Annotated in this window: 17 protein-coding genes; 14 read left to right on the top strand and 3 right to left on the bottom strand. The window is 68.4% G+C overall.

Going from position 1 to position 16870, the window contains the following annotated elements:
- Positions 1–144: 144 nt before the first annotated feature.
- From H4W27_RS12895 to H4W27_RS12885, 3 genes are read left to right on the top strand one after another with little or no spacing between them, the layout of a single operon-like run.
- Positions 145–312 carry a hypothetical protein gene (locus H4W27_RS12895; RefSeq protein WP_192596293.1) on the top strand — a complete coding sequence of 56 codons (168 nt, stop codon included), beginning with the start codon at positions 145–147 and terminating at the stop codon, positions 310–312.
- A 10-nt stretch (positions 313–322) separates the two neighbouring features.
- Entirely contained in the window at positions 323–796 is a 474-nt protein-coding gene (locus H4W27_RS12890) for a RidA family protein (protein ID WP_192596292.1), read from the top strand.
- Positions 786–2111 carry a carboxylate--amine ligase gene (locus tag H4W27_RS12885; RefSeq protein ID WP_225939121.1) on the top strand — a complete coding sequence of 442 codons (1326 nt, stop codon included), beginning with the start codon at positions 786–788 and terminating at the stop codon, positions 2109–2111. The genes H4W27_RS12890 and H4W27_RS12885 overlap by 11 nt, the downstream gene beginning before the upstream one ends.
- Before the next feature lie 142 nt (positions 2112–2253).
- On the opposite strand, the gene H4W27_RS12880 is transcribed toward H4W27_RS12885, so the two are convergent.
- On the bottom strand, positions 2254–2931 hold the full coding sequence (locus H4W27_RS12880; RefSeq protein WP_192596291.1) for a Crp/Fnr family transcriptional regulator: 678 nt from the start codon (positions 2929–2931) through the stop codon (positions 2254–2256).
- Between the two features lie 211 nt (positions 2932–3142).
- On the opposite strand from H4W27_RS12880, the gene H4W27_RS12875 reads away from it, so the two are divergent.
- The gene (locus tag H4W27_RS12875; protein WP_192596290.1) at positions 3143–4318 is read left to right on the top strand and encodes a MarP family serine protease; all 1176 of its coding nucleotides are present in this window, start codon (positions 3143–3145) and stop codon (positions 4316–4318) included.
- A 31-nt stretch (positions 4319–4349) separates the two neighbouring features.
- Here the strand turns inward: H4W27_RS12875 and purD are convergent, their stop codons facing one another.
- Positions 4350–6659, bottom strand: coding sequence for a phosphoribosylamine--glycine ligase (purD, locus tag H4W27_RS12870; protein ID WP_192596289.1), 2310 nt, complete (start codon positions 6657–6659; stop codon positions 4350–4352).
- A 59-nt stretch (positions 6660–6718) separates the two neighbouring features.
- On the opposite strand from purD, the gene H4W27_RS12865 reads away from it, so the two are divergent.
- The 9 genes from H4W27_RS12865 (at position 6719) to H4W27_RS12825 (ending at position 15438) form a co-directional block, all read left to right on the top strand.
- Positions 6719–7801, top strand: coding sequence for an asparaginase (locus H4W27_RS12865; protein WP_192596288.1), 1083 nt, complete (start codon positions 6719–6721; stop codon positions 7799–7801).
- An 88-nt stretch (positions 7802–7889) separates the two neighbouring features.
- Positions 7890–8855, top strand: coding sequence for a DNA topoisomerase IB (locus H4W27_RS12860; RefSeq protein WP_192596287.1), 966 nt, complete (start codon positions 7890–7892; stop codon positions 8853–8855).
- Between the two features lie 175 nt (positions 8856–9030).
- Positions 9031–10407 carry an NAD-dependent succinate-semialdehyde dehydrogenase gene (locus tag H4W27_RS12855; protein WP_192596286.1) on the top strand — a complete coding sequence of 459 codons (1377 nt, stop codon included), beginning with the start codon at positions 9031–9033 and terminating at the stop codon, positions 10405–10407.
- A 13-nt stretch (positions 10408–10420) separates the two neighbouring features.
- Complete coding sequence (locus H4W27_RS12850) at positions 10421–10792, top strand: sterol carrier family protein (RefSeq protein WP_192596285.1); 372 nt, start codon at positions 10421–10423, stop codon at positions 10790–10792.
- A gap of 99 nt (positions 10793–10891) precedes the next feature.
- Positions 10892–11230: a hypothetical protein gene (locus tag H4W27_RS12845; protein ID WP_192596284.1), complete on the top strand. Its 339-nt coding sequence runs from the start codon at positions 10892–10894 to the stop codon at positions 11228–11230.
- Positions 11217–12773, top strand: coding sequence for an amidophosphoribosyltransferase (gene purF, locus H4W27_RS12840; RefSeq protein ID WP_192596283.1), 1557 nt, complete (start codon positions 11217–11219; stop codon positions 12771–12773). Before H4W27_RS12845 ends, purF begins: the two co-directional genes overlap by 14 nt.
- Entirely contained in the window at positions 12770–13957 is a 1188-nt protein-coding gene (gene purM, locus H4W27_RS12835) for a phosphoribosylformylglycinamidine cyclo-ligase (protein WP_192596282.1), read from the top strand. The genes purF and purM overlap by 4 nt, the downstream gene beginning before the upstream one ends.
- A 130-nt stretch (positions 13958–14087) precedes the next feature.
- Positions 14088–15074 carry a hypothetical protein gene (locus H4W27_RS12830; protein ID WP_192596281.1) on the top strand — a complete coding sequence of 329 codons (987 nt, stop codon included), beginning with the start codon at positions 14088–14090 and terminating at the stop codon, positions 15072–15074.
- Complete coding sequence (locus tag H4W27_RS12825) at positions 15067–15438, top strand: GntR family transcriptional regulator (protein WP_192596280.1); 372 nt, start codon at positions 15067–15069, stop codon at positions 15436–15438. Before H4W27_RS12830 ends, H4W27_RS12825 begins: the two co-directional genes overlap by 8 nt.
- On the opposite strand, the gene H4W27_RS12820 is transcribed toward H4W27_RS12825, so the two are convergent.
- On the bottom strand, positions 15402–15707 hold the full coding sequence (locus H4W27_RS12820; protein ID WP_192596279.1) for a hypothetical protein: 306 nt from the start codon (positions 15705–15707) through the stop codon (positions 15402–15404). The genes H4W27_RS12825 and H4W27_RS12820 overlap by 37 nt on opposite strands.
- An 85-nt stretch (positions 15708–15792) precedes the next feature.
- Here H4W27_RS12820 and H4W27_RS12815 point away from each other — a divergent pair, with 85 nt between their 5' ends.
- Complete coding sequence (locus H4W27_RS12815) at positions 15793–16869, top strand: nucleoside hydrolase (protein WP_404821858.1); 1077 nt, start codon at positions 15793–15795, stop codon at positions 16867–16869.
- The last annotated feature ends 1 nt before the right edge of the window (position 16870 follow it).

Here is a 16870-nt window from a genome sequence, read left to right as displayed (position 1 = left end):
TTACGAGACGCCATAGGCTTCATCTTACCGTCAACGTCAACGAACCGGCGGCACCCGAACTCGGGGCCCCTCGGGCGCGCTCGGGGGGCCGGTTCGCACGGTGCGCTCTTCTTGGCCGAGCGCCCCGTCAGTTAGTCTGAGATCATGAGCGCTTCAGAGACCCAATGGGAATATGCCACGATTCCGCTGATCATCCACAACACCAAGGGCATCCTCGACCAGTGGGGTGAAGACGGCTGGGAGCTCGTCACCGTGCTCCCCGGCCCCGAAGGCAATGCCCCGGTCGCCTACCTCAAGCGCCCGCGAAGCTGAGCGAGGCCCCATGACTGAACAGCTCTCCACTGTTGAGACACGCCTGGCCGAGCTGGGCCTGAGCGTGCCCGAGGTCGTTCCCCCCGTGGCCGCCTACCAGCCCGCCGTGGTCGTCGATGGGGTGGTCTATGTCTCCGGACAGCTTCCCTTCGTCGACGGCGCGCTCCCACTGACCGGCAAGGTCGGGGCCGAGGTCACCGAGGAGCAGGCCTATGACCTCGCCCGGCAGTGCGCGCTGAACGCGATCGGCGCCCTCAAGGCCGCCGTGGGTGACCTTGATCGGATCACCAGGATCGCCAAGGTCGGCGGCTTCGTCGCCTCCGCCCCAACCTTCACCGGACAGCCCAAGGTCGTCAACGGCGCCTCCGAACTGCTGGGACAGGCCTTCGGCGAGGCCGGTCAGCACGCACGCAGCGCCGTGGGCGTGTCCGTCCTGCCCCTGGACACCCCTGTGGAAGTGGACCTCATCGCCCATGTCCGCTGAGACCACGGCAGCGACAGCCCCACGCTGGGCCGAGCAGGAGCGTCGCTGGGCCGAGGTCGGCTTCGCGCCGGTGATCATCGGCGGCGACGCCGGGGCCTACGGTGCCGCGCGGGCGTTCCACGAGGCCTATGGCATCAACTCAGTGGTGCTCTCCAAGCATCAGATGTGGATGATCCGGCATTCTCGGATCATCGAGCACCTCGAGGTGGAGAACGGCACGGTGATGGAGCACGTCCGCACCGGACTGGTGGCTCCGCAGATCAGCCGACTCCGCGAGCGCGGCATCAAGATCCTGCTCCTGGGCGCGATCGACTCCACGGTGGAGGCGATCATCGAGCTGCGCGAGACCCACCCGGAGGACCTGGGCACCGATGTCCTCGTCCCCTATGTGGACAGCGCACGCTTCGAGGCTGGCACCGTGAAGGACAACTTCACCGCCCTGGCCGAACGGCTCGGAGTCGACCATCCCGTCACCCGCGTGGTGGACTTCAGCCGGGACCTCGATGCCCAGCTGCCGCTGGACCTGAGCTTCCCGGTCTGGGCCAAGCCCGCTGATGTCACCGCCTGGTACTGGACCGAGTTCGAGGGCAAGCACAAGGTCCACCGAGTGGAGACTCCGCAGGCTCTCCACGAGCTCTTCACGAAGGTCCACGACGCGGGATATCGCGCGAGCTTCGTGATCCAGGAGGAGGTCCCCGGGGACGATCAGAACATGCGCGTGCTGACCTGCTACGCCGATCAGGACTCGGTGGTCCGCTTCGCGTCCTGGGGCGAGACGGTCCTGGAGGATCACTCCCCCGCCGCACTGGGCAACCCCTCGGTCATCCTCAGCACAACCAACACCGAGGCCGTGGATCAGGCGCAGCTGCTGCTCGCGGAGCTCGGCTGGGTCGGCTACGCCAACTTCGACCTCAAATACGATCCGCGGGACGCCAAGACCAAGTTCTTCGAGCTCAATCCCCGACTGGGACGCTCCAACTACTACATCACCGGAGCCGGCAACAATCCCGTGGAGTACTACGTGCGGGACTGGATCCGCGGGGAGCTCTCCGGCCGCGGGGACACCAGCCGGGTCGAGGACCAGCAGGAGACCGTCTACACGGTGCTGCCGCGCTGGCTGACCCTCCGGTATGTCTCTGACCCCGCGCGGCGGCGCAGGATCCGCGCCATCATGCGCTCCGGCCGCAGCCGCAATCCCTTCTTCTACTCCCAGGACCGGGACCCGCGGCGGCTGGCCCTGCTCCTCGCAGCCCAGGCCTCCACGGTCCGGAAGTTCCTCAGGTTCTACCCGCCCTCGCGGGTCAGCGGGGAATAGCCGGCAGACTGAGATCTGCACACACCACGCAGCACACAGACGAGGAGGGGCGCCCGGCACAGGCCGGGCGCCCCTCCTCTGATCTGGACGCCTGAGGTGGACTTCTCAGGTGGGCGTCTGAGGTGAACCTCTGAGGTTCAGGTCAGCGGGAGCGCTGACGGATCCGCTGGATGTCGAGGATGACGACGGCGCGGGCCTCCAGGCGGAGCCAGCCGCGCTGGACGAACTCGGCCAGGGCCTTGTTCACGGTCTCGCGGGAGGCGCCGACCAGCTGGGCGAGCTCCTCCTGCGTGAGCTCGTGCGCGACGAGGACACCATCCGGAGCAGGGCGCCCGAAGCGATCCGCCAGGTCCAGCAGCGCCTTGGCCACACGACCGGGGACGTCGGAGAAGACCAGGTCCGCCAGGGACTCGTTGGTGCGGGTCAGGCGCTTGGCCAGCGCCTGCAGCAGCTGGACTGAGACCTCGGGGTTGGTGTTGATCACTGAGCGCAGGCTGTCGTGGCGCAGGCCGGCCAGACGCGTCTCCGAGACGGCCGTGGCCGTGGCAGTGCGCGGGGCGGGATTGAACAGCGCCATCTCGCCGAAGATCTCACCGGGTCCGAGCACGGCGAGGAGATTCTCACGGCCATCCGGGGTGGTGCGCCCGAGCTTGATCTTGCCGGAGATGATGAAGTAGAGCTGATCACCCTGATCGCCCTCATGGAACACCGAGGAGCCGCGGGAGAGATCAACCTCGGCCAGTTCCTTGATGAGGGCGGAGAAGACGTCGTCGTCGAGCGTGGCGAACAGCGGTGCGCGGCGCAGTACTTCAAGATCCATGGGCGATCCGTTCTTCCTGGATGTGTGTGAGACAACAGATTCTCGTTGATTAGAAGTTACCAGTTCGCCTCGACCTGCGGAAACGTTCCGCAGGCGGCGAGCGATTCTATGTCATTCTTGTGGAGCCGTTCCACGCCTCCGCACGATGTGCGCGGAGCCCCCGATGATGCGGCACCACTCACCAGCATGAGCCATAAGGAGCGCCCTGCCCATGGGAATCACCGTACTCGACGTGATCCTGGTGCTCGTGCTCCTCGGATTCCTCATCGGCGGCCTGCGCAAGGGGGTATGGGCGACCCTGGGCGGAGTCTTCGGCTTCCTCGTCGGGGCCACCGCTGCCTTCTTCGCGATCCCGCTGGTGGCCTCCTGGGTCGAGGATCCGCTGTGGCGGGTGATCGCCGTGCTGGCGGCCGCCGTGGTGCTGGTCGCGGCCGGGCACGGCCTGGGCTCCGCCGCGGGGGCCGAAGTTCAGCGGATGTTCAGCTCGCGGGCGGTGCGCAGCCTGAGTTCGCTCGTGGGCGGCGTGCTGAACCTCGTCGTCGCGGTCTTCGTGATCGCCATCCTGTCCTTCTCGGTCTCGGCGATGGGCTTCCCCGCCGTCAACCAGACCATGAACCAGTCGGCCGTGCTGCAGACGATCAACTCCTCCGTGCCTGAGCGCGCGGAGTCCTGGTTCGCCCAGGTCCGCTCAGCCGTGCTGGAGTCCGACATCCCCGAGATCGCTCAGCTGGTGCCCCAGCCCGCGGAGCTGCCCGAGGATCAGGACCTCAATGCGGCCGCGCAGACCTCCGCGGCCTCGGTGGGTCGGGTGATCGGGGTGGCCGAGCAGTGCGGCCAGTCCCAGTCCGGCTCCGGGTTCGCCGTGTCCCCCACCCGGGTGGTCACCAACGCCCACGTCATCGCCGGTGTCGCAGAGCCCTCGGTGGAGATGCCCGACGGCGAGGTGGTCACCGGCCGCACCGTCTACTTCAACCCCGCCACCGACCTCGCGCTGCTCGCTGTGGATCCGCTGGAGGTCACTCCGCTGAGCGTCGGGGAGGGGATCGGCATCGGCGACTCCGGGTATGTGATGGGCTACCCCGCCGGAGGGCCCTTCTCCTCGGGCACCGCAGTGGTCCAGGCGCGGGATGTCTCCCAGGTCAACAACATCTACGGCAGCTCACCCTCGGAGATGGAGATCTTCCAGCTCAACGCCGATGTGCGGCAGGGCAACTCCGGCGGGCCGCTGATCGATCAGTCCGGCGACGTGGCCGGAGTGGTCTTCGCCCGCGCCGTGGAGGGCAGCAACGTCGGCTTCGCGATCACCGCCGCGCAGGCCGGAGACGTGCTGACCGCCCCGGAGGGTTACACCGAGACCGTCTCCACCGGGCAGTGCGTGGACGGCTGAGCCTGCGGCAGGGTGCGTGGACGGCTGAGCCTCAGAACACCAGCTCCGTCCCGGTGAGGCGCTCATAGGCCTCCAGGTAGCGGGCCCGGGTGGCCGAGACGATCTTCTCGGGCAGCGCGGGCGGCTCCTGCCCCGAGCTGCGGTCCCAGCCTGACTCGGAGGACGTCAGCCAGTCCCGGACGAACTGCTTGTCGAAGGAGGGCTGCGCGGCGCCGGGCTCCCAGGACTCGGCCGGCCAGAAGCGCGAGGAGTCCGGGGTCAGCACCTCATCGGCCACGGTCAGCGTCCCCGCGGCGTCGAAGCCGAACTCAAGCTTGGTGTCGGCCAGGATCACCCCGGCAGCGCGGCAGGTCGATTCCGCCAGGCTGTAGATCCTCAGCGTGGCCTCGCGCAGCCGCATGGCCAGATCGACGCCGACCGTCTCGGTGAGCGTCTCGAAGCTGATGTTCTCATCGTGGTCGCCCTGTGCGGCCTTGGAGGACGGGGTGAAGATCGGCTCATCCAGCGCTGAACCGTCGCGCAGCCCCTCGGGAAGCTGCAGTCCGGTCACCGCGCCGGTCTGCCGGTACTCGGCGAGGCCGGATCCGGTGAGATAGCCGCGGGCGATGCACTCGGCCTCCACCATCTCCAGTCGGCGGCAGATCATCGCTCGCCCGGCCACCTCCTCGGGAACGTCCACCGAGACCACATGGTGGGAGATTCCGGCGGCCTCGAGCTGATCGAACCACCACAGGCTGAGCTGGGTCAGGATGATGCCCTTGTCCGGGATGGGGGTGGAGAGCACGTGGTCATATGCGCTGATCCGGTCGCTGGCGACCATCAGGACCACGTCCTGGCCGTCCCAGCTCGAGCCCGGTGCGGGCTGGTAGAGCTCACGCACCTTGCCGGAGGACAGATGCACCCAGCCGGTGGGGTACTCCTCGGGCGGATCCTCACTGCTGGGCGGCAGCTCGGTGCTCCGCACGCCCTCTTCCTCCAGCGAGACCGGCCGCTCCCCGTCAGACACAGCTGCAGAAGACCCCGAGGCAGAGCCGTTCGCCAGCGTGATCTCACCGGCGAGCGCCCGGGCGGCGATGTCACTGCGGTGCTGCTCACCCTCCCAGGAGATCTCCTGGACCCCGGCATAGGCGCGGTCCACCGCCGCCTGCAGTGAATCTCCGGTGCCGACGACGGCGAAGACGCGCCCCCCGGCGGTGATCAGCCGACCTTCCTCGTCCCGCGCGGTCCCGGCGTGGAGCACAGCCACCCCTTCGAGAGCCTCGGCCTGTTCCACACCGGTGATCAGGTCCCCGCGTCGTGGAGTCTCCGGGTAGTCCTGGGCGGCCATCACAACGCTGGCGGCGCATCCCCGGGACCACTCCAGGGGTCGATCGGCGCCCAGGGATCCGGTGGAGCAGTCGAGCAACAGCTGACCCAGCGGGGTGGCCAGGCGCTCCAGCACCGCCTGGGTCTCGGGATCGCCGAAGCGGGCGTTGAACTCGATCACCCGGACGCCGCGGGAGGTCACGGCGAGTCCGCAGTACAGGACCCCCACGAACGGGGTCCCGCGCCGCGCCATCTCAGCCAGCGTGGGGGCGGCGACGGTGTCCACCACGATCTGCACGAAATCACGCTCCACACCGGAGGCGTCGGTCTCGGTGTAGCCGTCCAGCCAGTGAAGCGGGGTGTAGGCGCCCATGCCGCCGGTGTTGGGTCCTGCGTCGTCGTCGTAGATGCGCTTGAAGTCCTGGGCTGGGGACAGCGGCACCAGGTCCACCCCGTCGGAGAGGACGAAGAGGGAGACCTCCGGCCCGTCGAGGAACTCCTCGATGACCACCGATCCCCCTGCGGCGAAGCATTCCTGAGCATGGGCCAGGGCTGCCTCGATGTCCTCGGTGACCACGACCCCCTTGCCGGCCGCCAGCCCGTCGTCTTTGACCACATGGGGAGCACCGAATCGGTCCAGGGCCTCGCGGGCAGCGGCCAGACTCGTGACGTGCACCGCGCCGGCCGTGGGCACCTGCGCGGCCTCCATGACCTCCTTGGCGAAGGACTTGGAGGCCTCCAGCCTGGCGGCGGCCGCGGAGGGCCCGAAGACGGGGACCCCGACATCACGCACAGCATCCGCCACGCCGGCGGCCAGCGGCGCCTCAGGACCGATGATCACCAGGTCAAAGCTCCCGACGACGGCGAGGGCGGCCACGGCTGCTCCGTCCTGGGCGTGCAGATTGTGGCAGGTGACATCGCGGGCGATCCCGGCGTTGCCCGGCGCCGCCTCCACGCTGGTGACTGCCTCATCGCGCAGCAGTGCTCGGACGATGGCGTGCTCGCGGCCTCCGGGGCCGACTACTAGTACCTTCACGCGGCTCAGCCTATCGAACGGCCCGGCGGGGGCGGGGAGCACCTACGTAGACTGGCAGCATGAATGACGCGCGCCGCCCCGCCGAAGCCTCCGCCCTGCTGAACCCTTCGGAGCACAGCTCGGCCGAGCCGCAGGATCTGAGCACCGCCGCCGTGGAGGAGTCGGCGGAGCTGGCCGTGGTGACCCGCGCCGGCGTCGTGGAGTCTCGGCACATCGGCTCGGCCGTGGTGGTGGGCCCCGACGGCCAGGTGCTGGAGTCCATCGGCGCCCCGCAGCGGCTCATCTTTCCGCGCTCCACGCTCAAGCCCTTCCAGGCGATCGCCTCGCTGCGCTCCGGCGCACTGATCTCCCCGGAGGCCGTGGCACTGGCCTGCGGGTCCCACGTGGGCTCCCGGAAGCACCAGGAGCTCGCCGCCAGCGTCCTGCACGCCGAAGGGCTCGACGAGTCCGCGCTGAAGTGCCCGGCCGCCTGGCCCGCCCGCACCCAGGACCTGCGGATCCATCTCGAGTCGGGCAAGGCCGAGACTCCCCTGGCGTTCAACTGCTCGGGGAAACACGCGGCCTTCCTGGCCGCCGCCCGGACCAACGGCTGGCGGCTGGCCACGTACCTCGAGAGGTCCCATCCGCTGCAGCAGGTGATCATGGATGTGATCACCGAATACTGCCGAGAGGAGCCCGCCGTGGTCGGCGTCGACGGCTGCGGGGCTCCGGCTCCTGCGCTCTCGCTGACCGGGCTGGCCCGCGGCTTCTCCACCCTGGCGGCGTCCACCTCGCGGCGCGACGCCGAGGTCCATGCCTTCACGGTGAACCAGGCGATGCTGGACTACCCCTGGGCCGTGCATGGCCGCGGCGAGGCCAACACTGTGGTGCTCGAGGAGCTGGGCCTGACCGCGAAGCTGGGTGCCGAAGGCGTCCTGGTGGTCGCCGCTCCGGACGGCACCGCGGCCGCGGTCAAGGTGCTCGACGGGTCCTCCCGCGCCACGAACCTGGTCGCGCTGAGCCTGCTGGCGGCCCGAGGCGTGATCGAGCTGGACGCGCTCGGAGACGTGCTGCGCAAGATCGTGAAGCCGATCACCGGCGGAGCTGGGGGCGAGCAGGTGGGCAGCATCCGGCTCGCCCCCGCCCTGCTCTCCCGGCTCTGAGCTTCGGGGTCGCACTCAGGATTCTGCGCTGAAATGACTGCCTAGCTGCTGGGTGCGGCATCTAGCGACCCACGAAGGAGGACCCGGCATGCCACGCGTGAAGCGGGTGCGCCCCGGCCGTGAACCGGGGATCCAGCGGATCCGGGATGGATCCGACTTCACCTACAGGACAGACGCGGGTCATCCCGTCGGCGCAGCAGATCTGGAGCGAATCGAGTCCCTCGTGATTCCTCCCGCATGGACCGAGGTGTGGATCTGTTCCCAGCCGAACGGGCACGTCCAGGCTGTCGGGACCGATCAGGCAGGTCGGCGGCAGTACCTCTACCACGCAGGGTGGACCTCCCGCCGGGATCGCGGCAAGCATGCCAAGGCGCTGACGCTCGCCGCGGCCCTCCCCAGGGCGCGCGCCCGGGTCACGAGGGCGCTGCGTGCGGGGGCCATGGACCGAGAGCTGGTGCTGGCGACCTCGTTCCGCCTGCTGGACGTCTCGGCGCTGCGCGTGGGCTCCACACGACATCTGGCGCGCACGGGCAGCCGCGGGCTCACCACTCTGCAGTGCCGCCACGTGAGCGTGGAGGGGTCCAGGATCTCGTTCACCTTTCCGGGCAAGTCCGGCAGGCGGCAGACCATCGAGATCGAGGATCAGGAACTGGCGCGGGCCATCACGGGGCTCGCCGCAGCCGGACCGCGCTCTCCGCTGCTGGCCTGGCACGAGGGACGACGACGCGTGGCCGTGTCCCCCCAGCAGGTCAACGCCTACGTCCGTGAGCTCACCGGGGGCCGATTCACTGCCAAGGACTTCCGGACGCTGCGGGGAACGATCATCGCGGCGCAGAAGCTGGCGGACATCGGTGCAGCAAGCACCCGCCGAGAACGGGACCGAGCAGAACGTGAGGCCGCGGCAGCTGTGGCCCAGCAGCTCGGCAACACCCCTGCCGTGGCGCGCGGATCCTATATAGATCCTCGTGTCTTCACTCGCTACCGGCAGGGCGAGGTCCTGGACACCACGCGAGCCCCTGAATCGGCTCTGCGATCACTGCTGCTGAAGAAGTGAACCAGGAAGGGGAACTTTATTCCGCCCCAAGCCCCAGTTTCGCCAGCTGGTGAACAACCCCTGAATATCGGCCCGCAGGCTTGTGGTCGACCCCGCGGGGTCATAGCGTCGGCAGAGTTCGCCTCCTCGGCGAGCGGTCAGCATCAGACGACCGAGAAGCGAGGCATTGATCAGCATGGCCGATTACAAAGTCACCAACCCCGCCACCGGTGAGGTCGAGGCGGAGTTCGCCACCCTCACCGACGATCAGCTCAGGGAGGCGCTGGACCGTGCGTCCGAGACCTTCACCAGCTGGTCGAAGTCCGAGCTCGATGAGCGCGCCAGGCTCCTGCGCCGCGCCGCAGAGCTCTACGGAGAGCGCAAGGACGAGCTCGCCGAGATCATCACCCGCGAGATGGGCAAACCGATCAAGCAGGCGCGTGCAGAGCTGGACATCGTGATCTCGATCTTCAACTACTACGCGGACCACGGCGCCGAGTTCCTGGCCGATGAAGAGATCCCGGATGCGCCCGACGGCCGCGCCTTCATGCAGAGCGAGCCCTTCGGCGTGCTGCTGGGCATCATGCCCTGGAACTTCCCGTACTACCAGGTGGCGCGCTTCGCCGCTCCGAACCTGATGATCGGCAACACCGTCCTGCTCAAGCACGCCTCCCAGTGCCCCGAGTCCGCCGCGGCCATCGAGCAGATCTTCCGCGACGCAGGCTTCCCGGAGAACGCATACACCAATGTCTACGTCTCCAGCGGACAGATCGCGGAGATCGTCATCCCCGATCCGCGGGTCAAGGGCGTCTCGCTCACCGGCTCCGAGCGGGCGGGCACCAAGGTCGCCGCCACGGCAGGAGAGAACCTCAAGAAGGTCGTGCTCGAGCTCGGCGGCAACGATCCGCTGCTGGTGCTGGACCGCGAGAGCCTCCCGCAGGCGGTCAAGGGCGCGGTCTCCGGCCGCATGGCCAACGCCGGACAGGCCTGCAACGCGGCCAAGCGCGTGATCGTGCTCGACGAGTTCTACGACGAGTTCCTGGAGCAGTTCCGCGAATCCCTCGGCAAGATCGAGCTGCGCGACCCGCTCTCCGAAGACGCCTTCATCGGTCCGATGTCCTCGGCCTCGGCCGCCGAAGACCTGCACGAGCAGGTCCAGGACTCGGTCAAGCAGGGCGCGACGCTGCACATGGGCGGCGACTTCGATGAACGCGGCGGCGCCTGGTACCAGCCCACCCTGCTGACCGACCTCACCCCGGAGATGCGCGCCTACGGCGAGGAGCTCTTCGGCCCCGTGGCCATGGTCTACCGCGCCGCGGACGAGGCCGAGGCCGTGCGGCTGGCCAATGACACCCAGTACGGGCTGTCCGCCTCGGTCTACGCCACCGACGAGGCGCGTGCCCAGCGCGTGGGTGAACAGATCGAGACCGGCATGGTCTTCGTGAACCAGCCACCCGGCAGCGCCGCGGAACTGCCCTTCGGCGGGGTCAAGCGCTCCGGTGTGGGCCGCGAGCTGGGCCCCTACGGCATGACCGAGTTCGTCAACAAGCGACTGATCAAGATCGCCGGCTGATCCAGCGATCACCATGGCCCGCCGTCGCATCTCCACCGAGAAGGGACGAGCCGCTGTTCTGCACTGGCAGGACGGCGGCTCGGACCGGCCGACCCTCGCCACCGCGGTGCGCTACCTCCTGGAGGAGCTCGCCGAGGTGGCGCCGGGGAACTCGGTGGAGGTTCGCGTCCCGCCCTTCGGAGTGACCCAGTGCGTGGCTGGCCCCTCACACTCCCGCGGGACCCCGCCCAATGTGGTGGAGCTGGCTCCACAGACCTGGTTGGAGCTCGCCACGGGGGCGACCAGCTGGGGCGAGGCGGTGGCCGCCGCTCAGGTCGCGGCCTCCGGAACCCGCGCTGACCTCTCTGAGCTCCTGCCGCTGATCTCTCCGGGCGCCCGCCGCTGAGCAGGGGCCGAAGCGGGTCTTCCACGTTCCCCGAGCTGCGGCGGATCCTGGACGCGGCAGGGTGCGGGGCATCCAGCCCGGGCCGGTAGCATGGAGGATATGTCTTCACGCGATCAGCCCGAGGCGTCAGCGCGTCGGCAGGTGACCGTTCGCCCCACTCCGCGTCTGAGTCCCTTCCTGGTGATCGGTGTGCTGGCGGCAGCAGCTGCCGCCGTCGTCGTGGTCCTGGTGACCGGGCCCGCCGATGACTACACCGCTGCAGGTTCGCTGGTGTATCTCACCGTGGCGTTCGCGCTGCCCGGGCTGGCCCTGGGCGCGGTGGCCTGGCTGCTGATCGATCGGCGCTCACGGAAGCGCACCCGCACCTACGACCTGCAGAAGTTCGAGGCTCCGGGCTTCGACGCTGCAGAGAGGACCCCCGCGCATGGCTCGGACTGATGGCCAGCTGAACTTCAACCTCCTCGACGAGGACCCGCTGCCGCAGGATGAATGCGGCGTCTTCGGAGTCTGGGCTCCCGGGGAGGAGGTCTCCAAGCTCGCCTACTACGGGCTCTACGCGCTGCAGCACCGCGGCCAGGAGTCCGCCGGGATCGCCGCCTCGGATGGCAAGAGCATCCGGGTGTACAAGGACATCGGTCTGGTCTCCCAGGTCTTCGATGAGTCCACGCTGAACTCGCTGACCGGGCACATCGCCGTCGGCCACTGCCGCTACTCCACCACCGGCGCCAGCCAGTGGTCCAACGCCCAGCCCACCCTCGGGGACACCCCGCATGGGACCGTGGCGCTGGGGCACAACGGCAACCTCACCAACTCCGCAGATCTCCGCGACCGGATCCTCGAACGCCACGGGCGCGCCGACTTCGGCGAGCTGAACCAGGGCAACACCACCGACACCGCACTGGTCACCGCGCTGCTCAAGGAACAGCCGGGAGCGAACCTGGAAGAGCAGGCCCTTGCCCTGCTCCCCACCCTGGAGGGCGCGTTCTGCCTGGTGTTCATGAACGAGAACACGCTCTACGCCGCCAGGGACCCGCATGGCGTGCGCCCGCTGGTGCTGGGTCGCCTGGACCGCGGCTGGGTGGTCGCCTCCGAGCAGTCCGCTCTGGCCACCGTGGGCGCCTCGGTGATCCGGGAGATCGAGCCCGGCGAGCTGATCGCCATCGACTCCGACGGCGTGCGGTCCCACCGCTTCGCCGCCGCCACTCCGTCACGCTGTGTCTTCGAGTACGTCTATCTGGCTCGTCCGGACGCGAACATCAACGGCCGCTCGGTCTATGAGTCTCGAGTGGAGATGGGACGGCAGCTGGCCCGCGAAGATTCTCACGACGCCGATGTGGTCATTCCGGTCCCGGAGTCCGGCACCCCGGCCGCCGTGGGCTACGCCGAGGCCTCCGGGCTGCCCTTCGCCCTGGGCTTCATCAAGAACTCCTATGTCGGCCGCACCTTCATCGAGCCTTCACAGACGCTGCGCCAGCTCGGCATCCGGCTCAAGCTCAATGTCCAAGACCATGTGGTCCGCGGCAAGCGCGTGGTGGTGGTGGACGATTCAATCGTCCGCGGCAACACGCAGCGGGCCATCGTGCGGATGCTCAAGGAGGCCGGCGCCGCGGAGATCCACGTGAAGATCTCCTCGCCACCGGTGAAATGGCCCTGCTTCTACGGGATCGACTTCGCCTCCCGCGCGGAGCTGATCGCCAACGGCGCCACCATGGACGAGATCACCCAGGCGGTGGGCGCCGATTCGCTGGCCTACATCTCCGAGGACGGCATGATCGCCGCCACCCAGCAGCCACGCTCGACGCTGTGCACCGCCTGCTTCTCCGGGGTCTACCCGATCAAGCTCCCCCCGGAGAGCCGACGCGGCAAGATGCTGCTGGAGCAGCCCGTGGATCCCGACGCGCAGCCCCCCGGTGGCTGCGAGCCGGGCCCCGATGCCGAATTCGAACTCGACGAGATCCCCCTCGCGGAGGCCAAGAAGTGACTTCACCGAACACCAGCGCCGGCTCAGGCTCCGGCGCTCCGATCACCTATGCCTCCGCCGGAGTCGACGTGGAGGCCGGTGACCGCGCCGTCGAACTCATGAAGGCCCACATCGAGGCCACCCACACGCCTGCCGTGATCGGCGGGGTCGGCGGCTTCGCCGGGCTCTATGACGCCAGCGAGCTCAAGCGGCTGCCGCATCCGCTGCTGGCCACCTCCACCGACGGTGTCGGCACCAAGGTGGCCATCGCCCAGGCCATGGACATCCACGACACCATCGGCTTCGATCTGGTGGGCATGGTGGTCGATGACATCGTGGTGATGGGCGCCAAGCCGCTGTTCATGACCGATTACATCGCCACGGGCAAGGTGGATCCCGCGCGGATCGCCGCCGTGGTCTCCGGCATCGCCAGGGCCGCCGCAGAGACCGGAACCGCGCTCATCGGTGGAGAGACCGCTGAGCACCCGGGACTGCTGGCCGAGGATGAATACGACGTCGCGGGCGCCGCCACGGGCGTGGTCGACGCCTCCGCCGTGCTCGGCCCGGAGCGGGTGCGCGCCGGTGACGTGATCATCGGCATGGCCTCCTCGGGCATCCACTCCAACGGGTACTCGCTGGTCCGCCGCGTGGTCTCCTCCGCCGGCTGGGGCTACGAGCGCGAGGTCGCAGAGTTCGGCCGCACGCTGGGCCAGGAGCTGCTGGAGCCGACCAGGCTCTACACCAGGCCCTGCCTGGACCTGGTCACCGCGCTCAACGGCGATCCCGCCGAGACCGCGATCTCCCCCGAGGCTCCGGTGCGCGGCTTCAGCCACGTCACCGGTGGCGGCCTCGCGGCCAACCTGGCGCGCGTGCTGCCCGCGGGACTCATGGCCACTGTGGACCGATCGACCTGGTCCTGGCCCGCCGTGTTCTCGCTGATCGCCCGGCTGGGCTCGGTCCCGCAGGCGGACCTGGAGCGCACGCTGAACCTGGGCGTGGGCATGATCGCCGTGGTCTCCGCAGACAAGGCCGACGACGCCGTCGCTCACCTGCAGGCCTCGGGCCAGTCCGCATGGGTCATGGGTGAGGTCAGCGCCTACAGCGCCGAGGAGACTCGCGTGGCCGATGCAGGTCTGGACTTCGTCCAGGGCGCCAAGGGAGTTGACGGCGGCGGCGTGCTGCTGACCGGGAGCTACGCCTCCTGATCGTTCCGGTGAGGGGAACGACTCCACCCACTGGACTTCTTGTACTGTTCAGCTGATACAAAATCTTGTACGTTGTCAGTGATACAAGAAAGTCCGCCTCGGCGGAACCGCCTCTTCACCTGGAGAGACCATGCCCGTCTGGCAGATCGTCGTCGATGCCCCGATCCTGATCCTCGCGGTGGTGATCCTCGCCTGCTTCTCGCTCCCGTCGCTGCGGCGCCGTCTGCCGCAGGTGCCTCACCTTCCCGGTAGCGCCCGTCCCGACGGCGCCGTGCGCGTCGCACTGGGGGTGCTCGCAGTTCTCGCCCTCCTCTACTCCGTCTCCTACCAACTGAGAAGCTACTTGGCTGACGGGATGCTCTTGGTGGACTACCACTGGTGGTCCTATGCGGATCTCCTTCTCGGTGCCTGTGTGGCCCTGCTCTGCTTCGTGCTGCTGATGGTGCTGTTCCGACGAACCCCCGCAGCTCCCGTCGCCCCGGCCCGTCCGCGGACGTGGCGCTCCTTCCTTGGTGCGGGTCAGCTCTGGTTGCTGATCGTCCCCACAATCCTGCTGCTCGGACTGGTTGCCTTCGCCGGATCGGCCTCCAGCCCCGATGAAGACGGCATCCACCGCATTCTTGAGCTCGATGTCGGCGAGGATGCGGCCGGCGTCGGGGGCGGAATGCGCATCAGCTTCTTCGGTTGGGCGTATGGGTTGCCGGTCGCCGGCGTTACGCTGGCCCTGGTGCTGCTGACGCTTCTGGTGCTTCACGTCAATGCCGTCCGCCCGTTCCTCAGGCCCGAGACTGTGACAGCGGAAGCGGCCTCGCGATCAACCCTCGCCACCCTGTTCATCCTCTTCAGCGCCGGAGCAGTGCTGGTCACGCTGGCTCGGGCCACCCGCCTGGTGTCCCAGGCAGGTGACATCACTCTGGTCAGAGACGGATACGAGTGGCAGACCAGCGTCTCCGCGATCTCACCCTGGCTGTTCTGGGCCTCGCTCACGCTCCAGCTCCTCGGCTATGTCCTGCTGCTGCTGGTGGCGCGCATCGCCCTGCGTCGGCCACAGGTGCTTCCAGCCGAAGCCTCCAGCGTTGGGGCGGGGTCACACAGCGGGCTCACCGTCCATGGCTGAGTACACCGCCGAGGACATCGCGGACCACTACCGGGGGCTGATCCTCTCCGGACGCGTGGGCGCAGGAGACCGGCTGCCCACTGTCCGGCAGACGGCCCGCGACCTGGGAGTCGCCGTCGGCACTGCGGCGAAGGCCTACCGCTCCCTGGAGGCTGAACGCATGATCGTCACCCGCGGCGCGGCCGGCACTCGCGTGGCGGAGCAGCCCTCGGTCCTGCCCGGCGAACTGCTCACCCATGTGCGCCAGGCCGTTGACCGCGCCCTGTCCTCGACTGTCTCCGAGGACGACCTGCTCAATGCCGTACGAGCGGTGTGGGCCGAACAGGATCAGCCCGACCAGTCCTCGACGGAGCGTGCCCCATGAGACCTGACTCTCCGCAGCCGAAATCCCGCCCAGAAGTAGAGAAGTCCGAAGGGCCCCAGCAGTGCCCCAGCGATGTTGAACCACATCTCGACCACATCGCCGGTGCCTGAGAACATCCGCACCATGGCGAGGATGCTGTTGAACAGCAGCCCACCGCCACAGATCATCATCGCGCCGGCACCGAGCCTGTCCGGACGCCCCAGGATCCAGTTGTAGCGGGCGGGCCATGCGCGCTGGGCCTCGCTGCGAGGTTCTCCGGAATCCGTCATCTCTGCTCCCTCCTGTTCTCACCCTACGAACGCCTCCACAGCGCCCGTCAAGGTCCGTTCAGCAGAACCCGGCACAATGGTGCAGGTGATCCCCCTCTTCCTCGACTGCGATCCCGGCATCGACGACGCCCTGGCGCTGGGCTGGCTCCTCTGCCAGGACGACGTCGAGATCCTCGGTCTCGCCGCGAGCGGCGGCAACGTCTCCACCGCGCAGGTGGTGGCCAACACTCTCGGATGGCTGCAGCTGGCCGGTCGAGGAGATCTGCCGGTCCATCCCGGCGCGGAGCACCCGCTGGCGGGCGTCTCCGAATACGCCGAGGAGACCCACGGAGACACCGGCGTCGGATACGCGCAGCTGCCCGGCGGCGGCCTCGGCACGGATGGCCTGTCCGCGAATGATCTGTCTGCGGATGATCTATCTGCGGCGCTGGCCTGGGTCCGTGCCGCTCATGCCCGTCCCGGAGAGCTGGTCGGGGTGCTCGTCGGGCCCGCGACGAACCTGGCCCTGGCGCTCGAGCTGGAACCGCGCCTGCCGCAGCTGCTGAAGCGGCTGTTCATCATGGGTGGGGCCTTCAACTACCGCGGCAACACTCGGCCCACCACCGAGTGGAACGTCAGCTATGACCCCGAGGCCGCCAAGGTTGTGCTCGACGCCTTCGGGGAAGCCACGCATCTGCCGGTCATCGGGCCCCTCGAGGCCACTGAGGCCGTGGCGCTGACTCCTCAGCGCCTGGAACACATGCTCGCTGGACCCACCGACCCGCGGTGGTCGGCCTGGCTGACCCAGCTCGCCGAGGCGCTGCGGTTCTACTTCGAGTTCCACGAGTCCGATGGCCACGGCTACCTGGCCCATGTCCATGATCCCTATGTGACTGCGGCGGCGGTCCTCTGGGCCAGGAGTCAGTATGAAAGCTCCTCCCCAACGGACGAGGCTGACGCGGATTCGTCTGCACACCGAACACACGGGATAATTCCCTGGGCGCAGAAGACCGAGATGGCAGCGGTCGACGTCGAACTCACCGGCACCCTGACTCGCGGCGAGACTGTGGCTGATTGGCTGGGTCGCTGGGGCCGAGCTCCCAATGCGGAGATCATCCGCAGCCTGGACGCTGAAGCGTTTCTTGATCACCTGACCAACACTCTGAGAAAAGGACCTGTTTGAT

Origin of the sequence: Nesterenkonia lutea (genome assembly GCF_014873955.1) — a bacterium.
Classification (GTDB): Bacteria; Actinomycetota; Actinomycetes; order Actinomycetales; family Micrococcaceae; genus Nesterenkonia; species Nesterenkonia lutea.
This window is presented reverse-complemented; position numbering and strand designations above follow the sequence as displayed.

Bases quoted from the DNA above. Each gene is read 5' to 3' on its own strand.
- purF (WP_192596283.1), top strand. From the start codon at position 11,217: ATGGCTCGGACTGATGGCCAGCTGAACTTCAACCTCCTCGACGAGGAC.
- H4W27_RS12830 (WP_192596281.1), top strand. From the start codon at position 14,088: ATGCCCGTCTGGCAGATCGTCGTCGATGCCCCGATCCTGATCCTCGCG.
- H4W27_RS12850 (WP_192596285.1), top strand. From the start codon at position 10,421: ATGGCCCGCCGTCGCATCTCCACCGAGAAGGGACGAGCCGCTGTTCTG.
- H4W27_RS12890 (WP_192596292.1), top strand. From the start codon at position 323: ATGACTGAACAGCTCTCCACTGTTGAGACACGCCTGGCCGAGCTGGGC.
- H4W27_RS12885 (WP_225939121.1), top strand. From the start codon at position 786: ATGTCCGCTGAGACCACGGCAGCGACAGCCCCACGCTGGGCCGAGCAG.
- H4W27_RS12875 (WP_192596290.1), top strand. From the start codon at position 3,143: ATGGGAATCACCGTACTCGACGTGATCCTGGTGCTCGTGCTCCTCGGA.
- H4W27_RS12845 (WP_192596284.1), top strand. From the start codon at position 10,892: ATGTCTTCACGCGATCAGCCCGAGGCGTCAGCGCGTCGGCAGGTGACC.
- H4W27_RS12825 (WP_192596280.1), top strand. From the start codon at position 15,067: ATGGCTGAGTACACCGCCGAGGACATCGCGGACCACTACCGGGGGCTG.
- H4W27_RS12820 (WP_192596279.1), bottom strand. From the start codon at position 15,707: ATGACGGATTCCGGAGAACCTCGCAGCGAGGCCCAGCGCGCATGGCCC.
- H4W27_RS12865 (WP_192596288.1), top strand. From the start codon at position 6,719: ATGAATGACGCGCGCCGCCCCGCCGAAGCCTCCGCCCTGCTGAACCCT.
- H4W27_RS12895 (WP_192596293.1), top strand. From the start codon at position 145: ATGAGCGCTTCAGAGACCCAATGGGAATATGCCACGATTCCGCTGATC.
- H4W27_RS12860 (WP_192596287.1), top strand. From the start codon at position 7,890: ATGCCACGCGTGAAGCGGGTGCGCCCCGGCCGTGAACCGGGGATCCAG.
- H4W27_RS12880 (WP_192596291.1), bottom strand. From the start codon at position 2,931: ATGGATCTTGAAGTACTGCGCCGCGCACCGCTGTTCGCCACGCTCGAC.
- H4W27_RS12855 (WP_192596286.1), top strand. From the start codon at position 9,031: ATGGCCGATTACAAAGTCACCAACCCCGCCACCGGTGAGGTCGAGGCG.